This is a genomic window from Acetobacter farinalis (assembly GCF_011516935.1).
Lineage (GTDB): Bacteria > Pseudomonadota > Alphaproteobacteria > Acetobacterales > Acetobacteraceae > Acetobacter > Acetobacter farinalis.
In genome coordinates this window covers 18,439-35,474 of sequence record NZ_WOTF01000020.1, presented here as the reverse complement: position 1 = coordinate 35,474, position 17,036 = coordinate 18,439, and the positions used below count along the sequence as shown (strand labels likewise).

Here is a 17,036-nt window from a genome sequence, read left to right as displayed (position 1 = left end):
CAATCCTCACGGCCTCGCGCTTGAAATCTTCCGTATGTTTCATGGTTTCGTCGGTCTCCTGATACAAGCTTAAAACGCTCAGATGACCGGCACAAAACCGTTACAAGTCCATGCGGTGTTCCAGTGGCAAAGCTGGAGACCCGCAAAAACCGGGTAATTTCTGGCGAAGCGGACTGACTTGATGACGTCGAGCCTGCGGGGCGGCCCCAAAGGCATCGTTCGGACCAATTTCCATGATGCCCGGAGTTAATTCCGCCAGTTTTGCTGACTTGCAGGCAGAGTCAGCCTGCATTTTCTCGACGCTCGTGGAAGATCAGGCGGTTGAAGTTGTAGGCTAGGTTGCAAAGGGTCAGTTTCACCTCAGCGCGGGCGAGGCCGATGGTGCGGATGAACAGGTTGAACCGGTTTTTCTGATGCGCGAAGACATGCTCAACATGCGCACGGATCGAGGATTTGGCGGCATTGGCCCGCGCGGTTGCCTTCGACATCGGCTTGCCCATGGGTTTGCGCCGATGAATACGGGACGAGAGCATCTGATCCGACAGCCACTTCTCGTTGCGCCTGGATCAAGAGGCACTGTCTGCCCAGACCTCGGAACTGGTATTGTCCGTGCTGACGACCTGCCGGAGAAGGCGTCCGTCCGCCGTTGACGCCGAAGTCACCGCCATGCCCCGGATGAAGCCGAAGCGTCGGTCGATGCTGATGTGGGATTTGTAGCCAAAGACCGGCAGCGCGATCATGGGGAGCGGCGTCCCATCTGCCCGATACCGGACTTTCCCGCCGACCTTGAGTGTCCAGCGCGCGTCGGTATCCTTCTGTGCTGCCTTGTTCGGCTCGTCCGGCCAAATGTCTCTGGCGCTCTTCCCCGACTTGATCGCTTCGCGTTCGCCTTCGGTGCTCCGCTGTCTTGGCGCAGGCACCAGCGAGGCGTCCACGATCTGCCCGGACATTGGAATGTAGCCCTTCTTCCGGAGTTGCCAGTCAAAGGCCTTCATCACCCGCCTGAGCGTTCCCGTTTCGGTCAGGCGATTGCGAAAATGCCGGATCGTGTTCTCGTCCGGCGTTCGATCCCCGAGCGACAGCCCCAGAAATCGCAACCAACTCAGCCGATCGCGGATCATGAACTCCATCCGGGCGTCTGACAGATTATGCTGCGCCTGCAGGATCAGGGCCTTGAACATCATCACCGGATCGAATGGTGGGCGGCCGCCTTTGCTACCGTCGCCATACCCAAGCCCTTCGACCAGCCACGCCCGGAAATACTCGAAATCCACCGTCTCCTGCAAAACCTCGAGCGGATCGCCCTCTTTGCTCAACGCATCAAGGTGATCGCTCAAACTGAACAGGGACTTGGGATCCATAGCAGGCCTCCGTGATCGCGTAACTTCAATGAATCACCATAGCCGTCCAAACGCTAACGGTTTTTGCGGGTCTCCAGCTGCTGGACGGGATGCCAGTCCAGCAGCTGCATCATTAACACTCAGAGCATCACAAAGCCCCACGCACAAATATATGGTTATGATACCGACAAGAAGAGTGTTGGTCGTAAGCATCATATCGTGGTTGGTGGCGATGCCGAGGCATTTTTGAACGTCCTTGTGGCATTACCCACGCTTTACGCCTGTTCCGGGATTTTTTTCCGGATATCTGCTCAAGTTCAAGAAAAAGAAGAGGGCTCACTCGTCCACGGGCACCATGGCGCGCTCTGGCGCGACCGGCTCTCCTCAGAAGCCAAGGGGGCACCACCGCCTGACGCCTGCCTTTCCGTATACAGCAGTCTGAATTTCACAGGATAAGTTCAGAATCCAGCCAATATCAGAAAAGTTAACGAGTTTCCTCTAAAAATCCTCATTACTTACGAGAGTTATAGGCTATATACTGCTACCCTTACGTTAATATACACCATTGCCTACATACACTCAGATCTAACTATCAGGTTGTGAGACGTTATTGGCATAATCGCGGATTTCATCGACGTGCTTCATGATGTCTCACAACCTGACAGCTAAAATCATAACCCATATGAAGAAGAAAGTCAGTCAGGGGAGCGTTCATTCCAGCATGGTATATCTAACAGATAGACTGTAAAGGTATCTATTCAGACAGGCTCTATAAAACATTCTCCGTTTTATCTGCTGGCAAAGGTGCTCCAACGGCGGGCTGGACGTGTCCGTTGCCAGAACAGAGTGAATTATGTCTGAGCCAGATCACTGGGATTCATACCGGTGAACCGACGGCAGAGGTTGAAGAAACTCGTTGCGCTATCATAGCCAAGCAGAAAGGCTGTTTCAGTGATAGACGCGCCTGAAGCCATAAGGCTGTAACCACGCAAAAGAAGTGCAATCTGCATCCACACGCCCGGAGAAAGGCCGGTTTCTTCACGAAAGTGACGGGTGAATGTCCGCCGTGACATGTGGCAGCGGCTGGCCAGTTCATCAAGACTGGCACGTTCATCGCACTCCGTTGACCATTCCGCCATGACCAGACGCATTATCGGATGCTTCGGAATAGGTAAAATGAGGGGCCGTGCGATGCTGCGTGTCATTTCATCAAGCATTACCATGAGTCTGTGGCTGTCGAGCACGCGCTTTGGTACGCCATGCCGAGCTTCCTCTCCCCAGCGTTCCATTATTGCAAGAATCAGAGGCGTAGTACCAAATACGGTAGCTATATTCGGAAATTTTTTTTGCGTCATCTCAACTGAAACATATACCCGAATGCCGGACACATTGGACAGCGCCCCGCCATGCAGCGTTCCGGCTGGCACCCAATAGGCCTGACCAGCGGGAATGAGCCAGCGTGCATCTTCAGACGTTGAAAGTAGATGCCCCTTCTGAATAGCGTAGAGCTCTCCGCAGGTATGAGCATGCAGGGGACTGGTCACACTCAGGTCACGATCTGTCCGTGCCCGGATCATATCGTCCGGCTGCAGGGGCTCGACATTGCTCTCCGGGGGTGACTGTCGCATGATTGGCCCAAAACGAATGAATTAAGACCCTATGCTGATAGCGGGTCTTCCGGCCAGTGGCGATAGTCGCCTCATGAATAAGCACCCTTCAGACACTCGTTTAACGCGGGACTTTCTGGTCCTTCTCTTTTGCCTGCCATTATTGGCAGGGTGTGCCGGAACGCATGTGGTCAACGAGGCGATGACAGCGCCTCCCACCACATTCCCACCCCCTCACAGCATCTCGGTGACTGTATCAGATACCAGCCCTGTACCCCGAAAGGTCAAACGAATCGCGGGACATGCTCACGACGTGCAGATCGCTGAATCTAACCTGATGCAGGATCTCACACATCTTCTGGCCCAGCGTAATCTGGTCGTTGTTCAGCGCGGACAGGCTGCGGATCTGAACCTCCAATGCACCATTACTCAAGTCCGGAGCGGGAGCATGGTTGCACGTCTTCTGGTCGGGTATGGTGCCGGTAAGGCACGACTTCTGGTGTCTACCACACTCTCAACAACAAATGCAGACAAGCAAAAATTATTGACATTTTCGACAAACAGCACAACCGGGGCCATGCCCGGCGCAGGTTTTGGTATTGCGTCCGCAGCAGGCTCTGCTGGCACTGCCGTGCATATGATAGGCCCCTTGCTCGGCATGCCAGGCACTTTGCGACAGGGCTTGGGGCAAGAAGCGCAACAGACGACATTACGTATTGACGAAGAACTCGCCCGATACTTCTCCAGTCAGGGATGGGCATATCCTAAGCCGCCTCAGTCACTGTGGGACAGAATATAGACATTTCACATGACAGAAATATTGATCTGAGGCGTGATTTTCGACATCAGCCATTCAGGGGCGACCGCTGGGCGACCCTGAATGGCTGCAGAACAGTCTCAGATCCGCGCGCAACACACGGGCTTCTGGCACAGACTGCGCAAGGCTGCCTTACTCACCCGTGACATCACCGCATAGGATCGTTTCTCGGACTACGTCTGAGACATCTCCTTCCCTACGACACTTCAGATCAGGCTTTTTGTCCCTTATGCATTTTACTCTGGAAACCAGAGGTGGTCCTGAATTCTCGGACAGGACGACAAGCTACAATCCGACCTGAGAGAAGACGCGTCTTATGGGCGAAGTTACACGCAAGAGGTATGCGACGGCTTTCGGTAGCGCGGCAATGCACACTGCTGCGGCCTAACCGGTACGGTTTGCGAGATCACAGCCCGGACTTCAATTCTTCACAAAACTTACGTTGAATCTCTGTGTTTCTTTTCCCAGACTGCGGTTGTGTTTTTGATGCCTTATTTGTGAGAGCCCACCTCATGTCCAGCGCCGCCGTTTCAGCTTCCAATCCTTTTGCCAGCCAGATTTCCCAACTGGAACAGGCCGCCGGAAATAATCCGGGCTATAAGCAGGCTCTTGAAGAGTGGGAAAAGCAAATTCAGACCGTGCTCTCTGCTGATGCAGGGGGAAGCGGCGCGGCCAGTGCGCCAGCCAGCATCACCACGCCAGCACACACAGCCGCCCCGGTACCGCACGACACAACGCCGCCTGCGGCGCAGGCTCCCGCACAGAGTGCCCAGAATTATCCTGCATCGGTCCAGCCCGGCGGAAATGCTCCTTCCTCGGGCACGCCCTCCGGTTCCTCTTCCGGCTCAACCAGCACCAGCACAGCGCAGCCGGATGCAGGTGAGAGCAAAATTCCGACGGAACTGAGCAAATACGCTGCTGATATTCAGGCGGCCTCAAAAGCAAGTGGCGTGCCGGAAGACCGGATTGCCGCGGTGATCTGGGATGAATCCCGCGGGCAGGCCGGGGCGGCCACCACCAATGGCGGCAATGGCCTGACTGACGGCGGGCTGATGCAGCTCAACCCGGCAACGTTCCAGCAGCTTCAGCACGAACACCCTGATCTGCAGGGGAAATCCCTGTCCGACCCGGCAACCAATATTGAAGCCGGTGCGGATCTTCTGGCTGATGAACACGCAAAATACGGAAGCTGGGATCTGGCTGAACGGGCCTACAATTCCGGTGAAGGAAGTGTTGACACCGCGAACGCCAACATCACCACCACAGGGCTTGGAGATCCTGACTATATCAAGAAGGTGGACACCAATCTGCAGGCCATTGATAACGGAACGGCTCTGCCCGCCTGACGGCTGAGTGCCTGAAAGCAAAGTGCCCGCATGATTTGAGTGGCTGAGTGAAGAGCTGGCAGACAGGCTGACTGCCTGTCATCCCCCAGATGTCGCCCCGCTGCCGCACTCGTGGTTATCGGGGCTTGAAGACCACGCTTAAGGCGGAGCCAGGTTATCCAGTGCCGCCGGAAGAACAGGAAGAAGGGCATCCTGCTTTTCCAGAGGGCTTTCTCCCTCTCCGGCCGCGAGCCACGTGGCAGCGGCGCTGTCTCCCCCCGAGGGCAACCATGTTCCGGGGTGTGTCATCCAGCTCAGCATATCCCGCATGACACGGTCACCATGCCGGTCCCGCAGCAGCAGATGGTGTCCTCCGGGAATAAGGTCCAGCCGGACGCTGGCAGGGACATCCCGCCAGACAGCTCCCATGGCGGACGGCGGCACGAGCTGATCCTGATCCCCATAAAGGCACAGCACAGGGCCATGCAGCCGGGGGGCCGCGATGGCAGCCTGCTTCATCATCCCGACAAGCCCTTGCAACGCTTCAAGGCGGGTGGCCCGTATGGTCAGCGGGTCATAATACAGGCGGGCAAGCGCCATCATGTTATCACTGGCGACGACATGCACGGGCAGTTCCCGCCCGGTGACAAGTGCGCGCGGGAACAGGCTGGACAGAACCCGCAAGGGCAACCCTGCCATTTTACCAAAATTCCAGACAGCAGGAGCCGCGAGGAGTGTCCCTGCCACGTGAGGAGCATCGGGCTGCGCCATCATCAACATCAGCACAGCACCGCCCATACTCTCTCCGGCCAGATAAAGCGGCAATTGTGGATACTGGGCCTGAAGCTGATGCACGATCTCCTTTACATCAGCCACCATGCGCTCTGTGCCCGCCCAGCCGCCCCGTAACGGAGCCTGACCAAACCCGCGCTGATCTGGAGCAACCACCAGAAACCCCTGCGCCGTGAAAAACGGTGCTGGCCCCTCCCACGCATCACGGCTGTCATTAAATCCGTGCAGAACCAGTATGAGCGCGCGCGGCGGGCCGGACGGAGCCCACACACGGGCAGGTAGCCTTGCGCCATCAGACAGCACAAATATTTTCTGTGGCGGCACAAGCTGGCCAAGGTCCGCAAACCGCGCCGGAGGTCTCGGCACTGGCGGAAGTGTTGTGGTGCAGGCCGGAAGAAGCAGCAGCAGGGCAGCAGCCAGCCCGTACGGCCTGCGCCCTGCCAGATAAAGCTGTACACACCGTGCCAGCAGGAAACGGACAGCCCCACTCACGCGGATGGGAAGGAAGAAAGCATGGAAACTCACGGTTTAACCCGGTATCATCCTCCGTAGATCTGCGCCAGTAAGGATATGTCAGCATGCGTACTCAAGCGATCAACCCCGTCCCGCGCCCCCGGCTGGGGCATGTGGAAACAATCGTTGTCGATCAGCGTAAAGTGGCGTGTGACGGCGGCTTGGGAGCCTTGGGGCACCCTCGCGTTTGGCTGGTTATTGGCGGGCATCAGACTGTCTGCCCTTACTGCTCCCGCCTGTTTGTTCTTCAGCCCGGGGCCTCAGAAGACGGGGCTCACTGAAAGCCTGATGATCCTTACAGAGCCTAATGCGATTATAATTTACCATTCGTTTATGTAGTATAATTTTTATCCGTATTTTATTGACATTTATGGCCTTCGCTCAATAATGGCGGACGTATCAGCGGCAGCCTTGCTGTGTGGCACGCTCTCCGGGAGCCTGAAAGGAAGGCTCTCCCGGCAATCTCCACCACGCTTGTGCAGTTTACATGCCTTCTGACCGGGAAACCGTTTTTGTTAAGCAAGGATCTGTTTTTCATGCGCCGCACCACATTCTTCCGCACCCTGTTTCTGACAACGGCTCTGGCACTCCCGGCCCAAGGCGTGTTCTCCCTTGCCGCGCCGCAGTCTGCTCTGGCGCAGGGTGCCTCTGCCGCAACGCAGGGCGCCTCAGGCACAGCGCAACTCCCCGTTCCCCAGATTGGGTCAGCGCCGATCACGGCCATCGCGCACCCTTATGATGAGCCGGAAAAGGCGCATGACGCCGTGGACGCCGCCTTTGCGGAAGCCCGGAAAACAGGCCGGAACGTGCTGATTGATTTTGGCGCCAACTGGTGCCCGGATTGCCGTGTTCTGGCGGGTGTGCTGGCAAATCCGGCAGTCAGCCCCTGGGTTGAGCAGACGTTCTCGGTTGTTTCTGTCAATGTCGATCATTTTAACAAAAACACTGATATCGCCAAAAAGTTTGGGATCGTTGTGAAAGCTATTCCCGTCGCCCTGATTGTCACGCCGGAAGGCAAGGTTCTGAATGCGGAAGAAACCCTGACATTGGGCAATGCCCGCCGCATGTCCGGTCAGGCCGTGGTGGACAAGCTGGCTGAGTGGTCCAAACGCTCCTGAACAGAGCCGCGCCGCACTCAGAGAGGGGGAAGGCTTTGCTCAATCAGCGCCAGTTCGTGCAGGACTGAGGCAATGTCCAGCCTCTGTTCGGACTGGGCTGTATGGTTTTCCTCCTGCAGGCCTGTCGGCATCAGCTTGCCCCAGTAGTGCAGGCCCGCCTGCATGGCCAGCAGAAGGTCACAGGGGTTTTGGTGATGTTCGGGCACAAGCTCAAAAACCACGGCTCCCGGCTGGCACCACACGCTGTTGGCCATCCCGGCGCCCAATTGCCCCACCACCAGTCTCGCCCGGCTGAAAAGGCGTATCTGCTCCGCAACCGTCATGGTTTCCGGACGAACGCACAGAAAACCCCGCGCCTGCAGGGCGGCTGTCAGTTCGGCCTCGTTCGGAATTCTGCGGTTACCGGCGGCTCCCCGCTCAATAAAAATGCGCAGGTCTTCAGGGCCAGAAGGAGCCTGCCCCGCAACAAGGGAGCGATACGCCGCCTGAGACAAAGGCGAGACGGAAAAATCCGCAGCGCCACGCACATAATCAGCGTACAGGACGCGGCGAAAGGCATACTGCTTGCCATGCTCGGTCGGAATGCCCTGCTGCGCATCAAACCCGGACAGGGCCAGTGTTTCCGCCTGCCAGGGGCGCAAACCAGCCGGCAGGATGAGGCGTGCCGCCCCGTGTCCTGCTTTGCGCAGGGCATGCACCGTCGGGAGCGTATGGGCCAGCCAGTGGTAATAATTGGAATCCCAATGGTCAAAACAGGCGGCGGCAGGCCCGCCCTTGTCCGGCACCTCCACCAGATCCTGCGGGCGAATGCTCAGGGCCGCAACGGCGGCAGGGTCCTGTAGATAGGATGTTTCAAGAATGGGTTTACCGTCTTTGAGAAAAACCATCAGGGAGCGGTCAAGCACTACATCCCGCAGATCATACAGGCATAGCGTGGCCGGGTCGGACGCCCACCCCCGGAACAGGGACTCCTCTCCCTGCGGCGCTCTGCCCCCCAGCGCCAGTGCCGCAGGCGCTGCTGAAACAGTTTCCAGAACGGTCACGCTTTTTGCGGCCTCTTTCAGGCTGACGGCTGCCGCGTTCTCTTTCTTTCCAAACAGTTTCCTGAAAAAGCCCATGACACCCCGCTCTTCCCTGTGGTTCTCCGGCACGCTGGCCCTGTTCCCATCGTGCCATACCGTATTCCGTATCAGAGGTCTTCTTCTGGCGTCTCCCTCCAGCTTCCCGCATGCAGGCTGACTGTTCTGTGTCAGAACCGGATCATGCTACACTGCGTTTATCATGCGCTGGCTGGCGTGCCCGTGCTGCGGTCTGCTTCCCCCACTCCTTTCCTTCCAGAGATGTGTTGATGCGTCGTTTACCCCCCTTCTGGTCTGTTTCTCCCCTTGCCGCCGCACAGGCGCCCTCCGTGCTGGCACACCGCATGGCACGCGGCCTGCGGGCCATGGTTATGCTCTGTGCCGTGGGGGCCACGCTGGGTGGCGCGGGGTTGGGTGGCGGATGGCAGCGGGCCGAAGCGGCGGAGAGCGCACCCGTTTCGACAGAGCACAGCACGGCCACCCTGATAACCGACAGTGACACAACAGACGGACACACGCCGCTGCATGTTGCCCTGCGGCTGAAATTACAGAACGGCTGGCACACATACTGGCTCAACCCCGGAGATGCGGGAGAAGCGCCAACCGTTACCGTCACCGCAGAGGGGGCAGCGCGCGGAAGCACATCCACCATTCAGTGGCCCACCCCGCACCGGATTCCGGACGCCTCCCTGATGTCCTACGCCTATACGGGGGATGTCGTCCTGCCGATGGAACTGCCGCTGCATCCGGCGGACGCCGCAGCAGGAGCGCCGACACAGGGGAACACCGGCAGCACACGGCTGAAAGCGCATGCAAACTGGCTTGTGTGTGAAAATGTCTGCGTGCCGGAAGAAGCGGACCTGACGGTTACGCTTCAGGCAGGCCCGCCCCACCCGTCCGCAGAAGCGCCCCTGTTCGCCGCGGCGGCGGACGCCACGCCAGTCCCCTCCCCTTACGCCGCCACACTCTCCGCAGAGGGGGTTCTGGAGGTCAAAGGAGACGGTCTTTCCGCACAATCCGTGCAGGATGCCTGGTTCATGCCGGGCAAACCGGGGCTGATTGATCAGGCGGCTGACCAGAAAGTTTCCATCCAGACGGGCGTGGTGCGGCTTCACCTGAAACGCCTGCCTGAGTTTGCCCCCACCCAGCCCCTGAGTGGCGTGCTGGTCCTGAAAGATGCTGCGGGCAATGAGCGCGCCCTCTCCCTCAGCGCTGCCCCGGCCGCCGGGGCGGCGGGGGGAACAACGGCTGGCAGCGGGCTGGCTCAGGCCGGGTTCCTGCAGCAGGTGGTGTTTGCGTTTCTGGGCGGCCTGATCCTGAACCTGATGCCCTGCGTTTTTCCCATTCTGGCCATGAAAGCCCTCTCTCTCGCGCGGCTGGGTAAAGCTGAACGCCGTACGCAGGTTACCAGTGCCGCCTGCTATGGTCTGGGCGTGATGCTCACCTTTCTGGCGCTTGGCGGGCTGATGATGAGCCTGCGGCTGGCCGGAGCCGCGGCTGACTGGGGCTTCCAGTTCCAGTCTCCGCTGTTTGTCACGCTGGTGACATGGCTGCTCTTCGTCATGGCGCTTAATCTGCTCGGAGTGTTTGAGTTCATGCCCGTCACGGCGGGGCAGTCCCTCGCCAACGCGACGCACGGCCACTGGCATGATGTCACGACCGGTATTCTGGCCGTGATTGTCGCCACACCCTGCACCGCGCCCTTCATGGGGGTTGCCATTGCCGGAGCACTTTCCGGCCCGCCCGCCATGGGGCTGATTGTTTTTGCCGCCATGGGGCTGGGGCTGGCAGCACCCTACCTGCTGCTTACCACCGTGCCGGGGCTGGCGGCGCGCCTGCCCAAACCGGGGGCATGGATGCAGTATCTGCGCCAGTTTCTGGCGTTTCCGCTGCTTGGCTCCTGCGTGTGGCTGCTATGGGTGGCATCGCTCGAAGGCGGAGCCTCTGTGGTGCTGCTTCTGGCCACCGGGCTGGTTCTGCTCAGCTTTGCCGGATGGATTTACGGCGTGGCGCAGGTCAAGCTGATACAGGAAGGCCACACGCGCACCAGCACCGCACTGCACGGGCTGGGGCTGCTGGGGCTGCTGGCGGCTCTTGCTCTGGTTCCTGCCCTGCGCCACCAGAGCGCTGCCCCCGCACCGGGTGGCAGCCTGACCTCTGGCCTCGCCAAAGGCACGGAACCTTTTTCCGAAGCCCGGATGGCTGAACTGCATGCCGCTGGCAAACCCGTTTTTGTGGATATGACAGCCGCATGGTGCATCACATGCCTTGTCAATGAACGGGTTGCGCTGAACACCCCGGCAACACAGGCCGCCTTTGCGGCACATGGTGTGACCGTGTTGCGGGGAGACTGGACCAATCATGACCCGGCTATCGGCGCGTTCCTGCACGCCCACGGGCGTGATGGCGTGCCGTTCTACCTGTATGTGCCCGCGCACGGGCCGGAGGTTGTGCTGCCACAGATCCTGACACCGGGGCTGGTTCTGCGCACGGTGGGTGAGTAATCCGCAGGGCTCCCCCCGTCGCCTTGCAGGCATCCTTTGCGGCCCTGTATGCTAGACAGGCCAGGTGGGGGCGCGTATCCCACCCTGTCCATCCGTCTCACCTTTTCCGGCCTTTGCCTGCAAGAGTTTCATGACCAACACAGATACGCCCCACCTGGTGCTGGTGGATGGCAGCGGCTTCATTTTCCGCGCCTTTCACGCTCTCCCCCCCATGACCAACCCGGATGGCGTGCCGGTTAACGCTGTCTACGGGTTTACAAACATGCTGGCGCGCCTGCTGCGCGAACATGTGGGGACGCATCTGGCGGTTATTTTTGATGCAGGGCGGCAGACATTCCGGACGGAAATTTACCCCAGCTACAAAGCCCACCGGCCCGAAGCGCCGGAAGACCTCCGCCCACAGTTTTCCCTGATCCGGGATGCAACGCGGGCCTTCAATGTCCCCGCCATTGAACTGCCGGGTTGGGAAGCGGATGATCTGATTGCCTCCTACGCCACCGCCGTGCGGAAAATGGGCGGGACATGCACCATCGTCTCTTCTGATAAAGACCTGATGCAACTGATCGGCCCCGGCGTGTGCATGCTGGAACCCATGAAGCAGACCGCCATTGGCGCACCGGAAGTGGAAGCCAAATTTGGCGTCACCCCCGATAAGGTGGTGGATGTGCAGGCCCTGATGGGAGACCCCACGGATAACGTGCCCGGCGTGCCCGGAATTGGCCCCAAGACCGCCTCCGCCCTTGTGAACGAATTCGGCACGCTGGAAGCCGTGCTGGCCGCCGCCCCGGACATGAAAAAATCCAAGCGGCGGGACATGCTGCTTGAACATGCCGAGGCCGCCCGCATCTCCCGCAGGCTGGTGGAACTGGCGCGGGATGTCCCTCTGCCCATGCCGGTGGAAGAACTTGGCGTTCGGGAACTGAACAAGCTGGATCTGGCGGACTGGCTGGACAGCATGGGCTTCCGGTCCGTGCTCAGCCGTCTGGGCATCGGGCACCCGTCCGGCGCACATGCCCACCGCGCGGCCCGCGCCACGGCGCATGCTTCTGTCAACAGCGCCACACCTGAGACCCCCGGAGCGGAAGCCACCACAGCAGGCCAGCCTGCCCCCGGCCACTCCGCCGGAGCCGCTGCCGCCCTGAGCGCGGCCTATGGCCCGTATGACACCGTGCGCACGGCAGAAGAACTTCAGAAATGGGTGAGTGCCGCACAGGAAGCCGGGATTTGCGCTGTTGATACGGAAACGGACGGGCTGGACGCGCTGCACGCCAATATGGTGGGCATTTCTCTGGCCACAGCGCCGGGCAAAGCCTGCTACATCCCTCTACGGCACGAAGGCACACTGGAAGAACCCGCAGGCACGCAGTTGCAACCCGGCGCCGCGCTGGACATCCTGCGCCCGCTGCTGACAGACCCTTCTGTCCTGAAAATCTTCCAGAACGCCAAGTTTGACCTGCTGGTGTTTGACCACGCGGGGCTGGACTACACCACCATCGCACCGGTGGATGACACCATGCTGATCTCCTATGCGCAGTCCGCCGGGCAGCATGGGCAGGGCATGGATGAACTCTCCACCCTGCATCTGGGCCACACACCCATCAGTTATGACAGCGTAACCGGCACCGGCCGCAACCGCATTCCGTTCACACAGGTGCCCGTGGCCCGCGCCACGCCCTACGCGGCGGAAGATGCCGATGTCACGCTGCGGTTGTGGTTTGTGCTGCACCCCGCCTTGCGCACCACGGAGGCGCTGGCGCTGTATGAACAGCTCGAACGCCCCCTCTCCCCGGTTCTGGCCGGGATGGAAAAAGTCGGCATTGCGATAGACCGCGCCGAGCTGGGCCGCCTTTCCGAAGATTTTGCCAGCCGCATGGCTGTCATGGAAAAAGGTATCCATGACGCCGCCGGACGGGATTTCAATGTGGCCTCCCCGCGCCAGCTTGGTGAAATCCTGTTTGACGAAATGGGCCTGAAGGGCGGCAAACGCGGCAAAGCCGGCGCATGGAGCACGGATTCTTCCGTCCTGCAGGATCTGGCGGACCAGGGGCATGACCTCCCCGCCCGCGTGCTGGCATGGCGGCAGCTTGCCAAGCTGAAAAGCACCTACACGGATGCCCTGCTGCGTCAGGCCACGGTGGATGACCGGGTGCATACGTCCTTCCAGATGGCCATCACCTCCACCGGGCGGCTTTCTTCCAATGACCCGAATTTGCAGAACATCCCCATCCGCACGGAAGAAGGGGGCCGTATCCGTCAGGCCTTTATCGCACCGCCGGGCAAGAAACTGATTTCTGCCGACTATTCCCAGATCGAGCTGCGCCTGCTGGCGGATGTGGCCAACATTCCCGCCCTGCGGGAAGCCTTCGCGCTGGGGCAGGATATTCACGCCCGTACGGCCTCGGAAGTGTTCAACATTCCTCTGGAAGGGATGGACAGCCTGACACGCCGCCGCGCCAAAGCCATCAATTTCGGGATTATTTACGGTATTTCCGCTTTCGGGCTGGCGCGGCAGCTCGGCATTCCCGCCGGGGAGGCCCGCGCCTATATCGATGCCTACTTTGCCCGCTATCCGGGTATTCGGGACTATATGGAGCGCATGCGCGAACAGGCCCGTGCCACAGGCTACGTGCTCACCCCGTTCGGGCGGCGCTGCTATGTTCCGGGCATTCACGAACAAAGTGCTGCCCGCAGACAATATGCGGAGCGGCAGGCCATCAACGCCCCTCTTCAGGGCGGCGCTGCGGACATCATCAAGCGCGCCATGGTGCGGCTCCCGCATGCCCTGAAAGAGGCCGGGCTTTCCGCCCGCATGCTGCTTCAGGTGCATGATGAACTGTTGTTTGAAGCCAGCGCGGACGAAGCCGAGGCCACCGCCGAACTCGTGCGCGGTGTGATGGAAGCAGCGGCAACCCTGTCCGTGCCGCTGGTGGTTGAAACAGGAATTGGCAGTAACTGGGCAGAGGCGCATTAACCCATGACACCAGCAGGAAAACGATTTGCACTGATGGCCGCCAGCGTTCTGGCTATGGCCAGTGTGGTGGGCTATGTCGGCACCCGCATTGCCCTGCGCTATGGTCCGACGCTGGATACATACGGCAATGAAGTGGGCGGCTCCTTCCGCCTGATGGACGCAACCACCGGCACCATGACAGACCAGACCTTCCGGGGCCGGTGGATGGCAGTGCTGTTCGGGGCCACGCATTGCGCGGAAGAGGCCTGCACACCCGCTCTTACAAAAATGTCCACCGCACTGGATACGGTCGACCCCGGCAAGCGGAACGCTGTCATTATTTTTGTAAGCCTTGACCCGGACCGTGATGATGCCGATCGCCTGCGGCAATATGGCTCCAGCATCAGCCCCCGCGTTGTGGCCGGCACTGCTGCCCCCGGACCATTGGCTGACCTTGCAAAAGAGTACCATACAACAGTTGAGAAAGTTTCTGACCCGGAGTGGACTTATGCCATGCGCATGTCTCCCCGGTTTGTCATCATGAACCCGGACACCCGATATGCCGGAACTGTTGACGCCACCCTGAGTGCGGAAGCCATGGCGGATGCCTTGAAGAAAATCATGCCGCCCGAAAAATAATGTTCTGAAAAGCGCCCCCTTGCCACAAAGGATATCCCGTCATGTCCACCCTTCCGCAGCAGGATGCTCTGGCGGTTCTTGATGGCCGGTCCGCCTCAGGACGGTTCTCCCCGCGCAAGGTGTTCCAGACGGCCGCACAGAACCAGCCCCTGCCGATCCCGGCCTATGAGGACCAGTCATTTAATGCGTTCACTCTTGGCCTGAGACTGTATCACGCCAGCACGCATACAGAGGCCCGGACTGCCGGAATGCCGCTGACCCGGCTTGTGCTGTTCACCATGGAAAATGCCCGGTTTGTGCTGCACCCGGGGCTGGATGGCATGCTGATAGACAGTGAAAGCCATCCGGTTATCGAACCCTCCTGCTTCTGCCATCATCCACTTTACCAGCATCATGGCCGCCTGCCGGACATGCCTGAGCATGAAGAGCTTGATGAGGTGTTCGTGGGGTTTGATGCCGCATGGCGCAATTATTACCACTGGATGCTGTATGGTGTGTCCAAAACACAGATTGCCAACAGCCTTCTCCCGCCTGATGTCAAACTGATTGTGCCGGACATGCCCGCCGCCGCAGGCAGCCGGCACCCGACCTTCACACCGGAAACCTTTGAGACATCCCTGCGCCTTGCCGGACTTCAGGACCGTGTTTTTCGGGCGGCTAATGGCGTGCACCGCGCCAGAAAACTGCATTTCTTCTGGCATATCCCCACCATGCCGGAACTCTATCTGAATCTGGAAGAGCCTTACCGCCATTTTGATAGTTTTCAGGTGCCGCACAGGCCTGACCTGCCCTCCCGCTTTTACATCACACGCGAAGGCGGGCATGACAGCCGTATCAGCCCCGAGGAACAGGCGCAGATTGAAACGGTTCTGGCGCGAAGGGGTTTTGAAAAAGTCTTTCTGGAGCGGATGGATCTCGAAACACAGATTGCTCTTTTCCGGCAGGCTGACTGCATTGTCGCGCCCCATGGCGCGGGTCTTGCCAATATGGTTTTCGCCCGCCCCGGCACACGGCTTCTGGAACTGAACCGTCTGCTCGATGGCCAGCCGCATCTGAGAAACTGTTTTTATGTCATCACGCTGCAACGCAGGCAGCCTTACATGGTGCTGAACCTGACAGACGAGACGCTGACCTCCGACATGCTGGAAAATGCCCTGACCAGACTGGAAAGCAGTCCGGCTTCTTTCTGAAGCCGCCATTGCCCGGGCCGGAGGCAGGCCGCGCCTGATGGCTCAGGCTTCCGCCGCACTTCTGGCGCAGATCACACACGCCAGACTGTTGTCAAAACGCACGCGTAACGCCATCGTAACTGACGATGATGAACTCCTGCTCTTCCGTCTGCTGCTCCAATGACTGCTGAGGCCCCCCCCCCACCCGGCCTCTGGCGGCAGGCCATGCGCAGTCTGGCGCGCAACCGCACCGCCATGGCGGCTCTTGCCGTGCTGGCCGTAATCACCCTCGGGTGCGCTCTGGCTCCGCTTTATGCACGGGATATTGCACGGACTGACCCGTTCACCTCCAATGTCGCGGGCAGCATCATGCTGGACGGGCAGGAGACGGACATCATGCAGCCCAATGAAAACCCGCTGCATCTGGGCCTCAGCCCCATCGGGCCGACAGGACACACCACATACCTGCTGGGGGCGGACAGTCAGGGGCGCGATGTTGCGGCGCGCATACTGTACGGCGGGCGCAACTCCCTGCTGATTTCCTCCTGCGCTGCCGTCCTGTGCCTGTTTCTGGCGGCTGCCGCAGGTATTGCCGCAGGTTTTTTCGGAGGGCTGGTGGATACCGTGCTCTCCCGCCTGATGGATATCATGTGGGCCGTGCCGGTTTATCTGTTTGCCATCTCCCTCTCCATTGTCACCGTCAGTCAGGGGCTGCGTCTGGGCCCGTTTGTGGTGGAGGCGGACAGCCTGCTGATCCCCATTGTGATTATTGCGCTGGTCTACGTGCCCTACGCCGCGCGGCCCATCCGGGGCCGGGTGCTGGCCTTGCGGCAGGCAGAATTTGTGACAGCCGCGCGTTGCCTCGGCGTGCCGCGCTGGCGGATTGTGCTGTTTGATATTCTGCCCAATGTGTCCACCACACTCGTCGTGCTTGGCCCGCTGCTGATGGCGCTCTCCCTTCTGGCGGAAAGTGCGCTTTCCTTCCTCTCCATCGGGGTGCAGGCTCCCGCGGCATCCTGGGGCACCATCATTCAGGATGGCGAAGGGCTGATCTATACGCGCCCCATGGTCGCCATCGCGCCGGGCCTCGCCATTGTTCTGGTTGTGCTGGCGCTGAATATTCTGGGGGATGGCCTGCGCGATGCGCTGGATGTGCGCGATACCGCCCGGCGGCCTTCATGAG

Annotated in this window: 14 protein-coding genes and 1 pseudogene; 11 read left to right on the top strand and 4 right to left on the bottom strand. The window is 59.9% G+C overall.

Going from position 1 to position 17,036, the window contains the following annotated elements:
• Positions 1 to 281: 281 nt before the first annotated feature.
• Both GOB82_RS11370 and GOB82_RS11365 read right to left on the bottom strand, forming a co-directional pair.
• A pseudogene (locus GOB82_RS11370) lies at positions 282 to 1,361 on the bottom strand (IS5 family transposase).
• Positions 1,362 to 2,191: 830 nt separating this feature from the next.
• Entirely contained in the window at positions 2,192 to 2,884 is a 693-nt protein-coding gene (locus GOB82_RS11365) for a helix-turn-helix domain-containing protein (protein ID WP_166123157.1), read from the bottom strand.
• A 376-nt stretch (positions 2,885 to 3,260) separates the two neighbouring features.
• Between GOB82_RS11365 and GOB82_RS11360 the strand changes: the two genes are divergently transcribed.
• The gene (locus GOB82_RS11360) at positions 3,261 to 3,746 is read left to right on the top strand and encodes a DUF4410 domain-containing protein (protein ID WP_166123155.1); all 486 of its coding nucleotides are present in this window, start codon (positions 3,261 to 3,263) and stop codon (positions 3,744 to 3,746) included.
• A 530-nt stretch (positions 3,747 to 4,276) separates the two neighbouring features.
• Positions 4,277 to 5,110: a lytic transglycosylase domain-containing protein gene (locus tag GOB82_RS11355; protein WP_166123153.1), complete on the top strand. Its 834-nt coding sequence runs from the start codon at positions 4,277 to 4,279 to the stop codon at positions 5,108 to 5,110.
• 138 nt (positions 5,111 to 5,248) lie between these two features.
• Here GOB82_RS11355 and GOB82_RS11350 read toward each other — a convergent pair whose 3' ends face one another.
• Positions 5,249 to 6,406, bottom strand: coding sequence for an alpha/beta fold hydrolase (locus tag GOB82_RS11350; RefSeq protein WP_265794586.1), 1,158 nt, complete (start codon positions 6,404 to 6,406; stop codon positions 5,249 to 5,251).
• Positions 6,407 to 6,459: 53 nt separating this feature from the next.
• Here GOB82_RS11350 and GOB82_RS11345 point away from each other — a divergent pair, with 53 nt between their 5' ends.
• Complete coding sequence (locus GOB82_RS11345) at positions 6,460 to 6,675, top strand: zinc-finger domain-containing protein (protein ID WP_166123151.1); 216 nt, start codon at positions 6,460 to 6,462, stop codon at positions 6,673 to 6,675.
• Between the two features lie 255 nt (positions 6,676 to 6,930).
• Complete coding sequence (locus tag GOB82_RS11340) at positions 6,931 to 7,512, top strand: thioredoxin family protein (protein ID WP_166123149.1); 582 nt, start codon at positions 6,931 to 6,933, stop codon at positions 7,510 to 7,512.
• Between the two features lie 17 nt (positions 7,513 to 7,529).
• On the opposite strand, the gene GOB82_RS11335 is transcribed toward GOB82_RS11340, so the two are convergent.
• Positions 7,530 to 8,630: a glycosyltransferase family 61 protein gene (locus tag GOB82_RS11335; protein WP_166123147.1), complete on the bottom strand. Its 1,101-nt coding sequence runs from the start codon at positions 8,628 to 8,630 to the stop codon at positions 7,530 to 7,532.
• Here GOB82_RS11335 and GOB82_RS13570 point away from each other — a divergent pair.
• From GOB82_RS13570 to GOB82_RS11310, 7 genes are all read left to right on the top strand, one after another.
• Positions 8,629 to 8,751: a hypothetical protein gene (locus tag GOB82_RS13570; RefSeq protein WP_265794587.1), complete on the top strand. Its 123-nt coding sequence runs from the start codon at positions 8,629 to 8,631 to the stop codon at positions 8,749 to 8,751. The two genes, GOB82_RS11335 and GOB82_RS13570, sit on opposite strands and share 2 nt — an antisense overlap.
• Positions 8,752 to 8,860: 109 nt before the next feature.
• Positions 8,861 to 11,095: a protein-disulfide reductase DsbD family protein gene (locus GOB82_RS11330; protein WP_377791864.1), complete on the top strand. Its 2,235-nt coding sequence runs from the start codon at positions 8,861 to 8,863 to the stop codon at positions 11,093 to 11,095.
• A gap of 130 nt (positions 11,096 to 11,225) precedes the next feature.
• A complete protein-coding gene (gene polA, locus GOB82_RS11325; protein ID WP_166123145.1) occupies positions 11,226 to 14,066 on the top strand; it encodes a DNA polymerase I in 2,841 nt (946 codons plus the stop codon).
• 3 nt (positions 14,067 to 14,069) lie between these two features.
• A complete protein-coding gene (locus GOB82_RS11320; RefSeq protein WP_166123142.1) occupies positions 14,070 to 14,684 on the top strand; it encodes an SCO family protein in 615 nt (204 codons plus the stop codon).
• 41 nt (positions 14,685 to 14,725) lie between these two features.
• The gene (locus GOB82_RS11315; protein ID WP_166123140.1) at positions 14,726 to 15,874 is read left to right on the top strand and encodes a glycosyltransferase family 61 protein; all 1,149 of its coding nucleotides are present in this window, start codon (positions 14,726 to 14,728) and stop codon (positions 15,872 to 15,874) included.
• A 37-nt stretch (positions 15,875 to 15,911) separates the two neighbouring features.
• Entirely contained in the window at positions 15,912 to 16,037 is a 126-nt protein-coding gene (locus GOB82_RS13565; protein WP_265794588.1) for a hypothetical protein, read from the top strand.
• Positions 16,034 to 17,035 (top strand): ABC transporter permease, encoded by a 1,002-nt coding sequence (locus GOB82_RS11310; protein WP_166123138.1) that lies wholly within the window; start codon positions 16,034 to 16,036, stop codon positions 17,033 to 17,035. The genes GOB82_RS13565 and GOB82_RS11310 overlap by 4 nt, the downstream gene beginning before the upstream one ends.
• The last annotated feature ends 1 nt before the right edge of the window (position 17,036 follow it).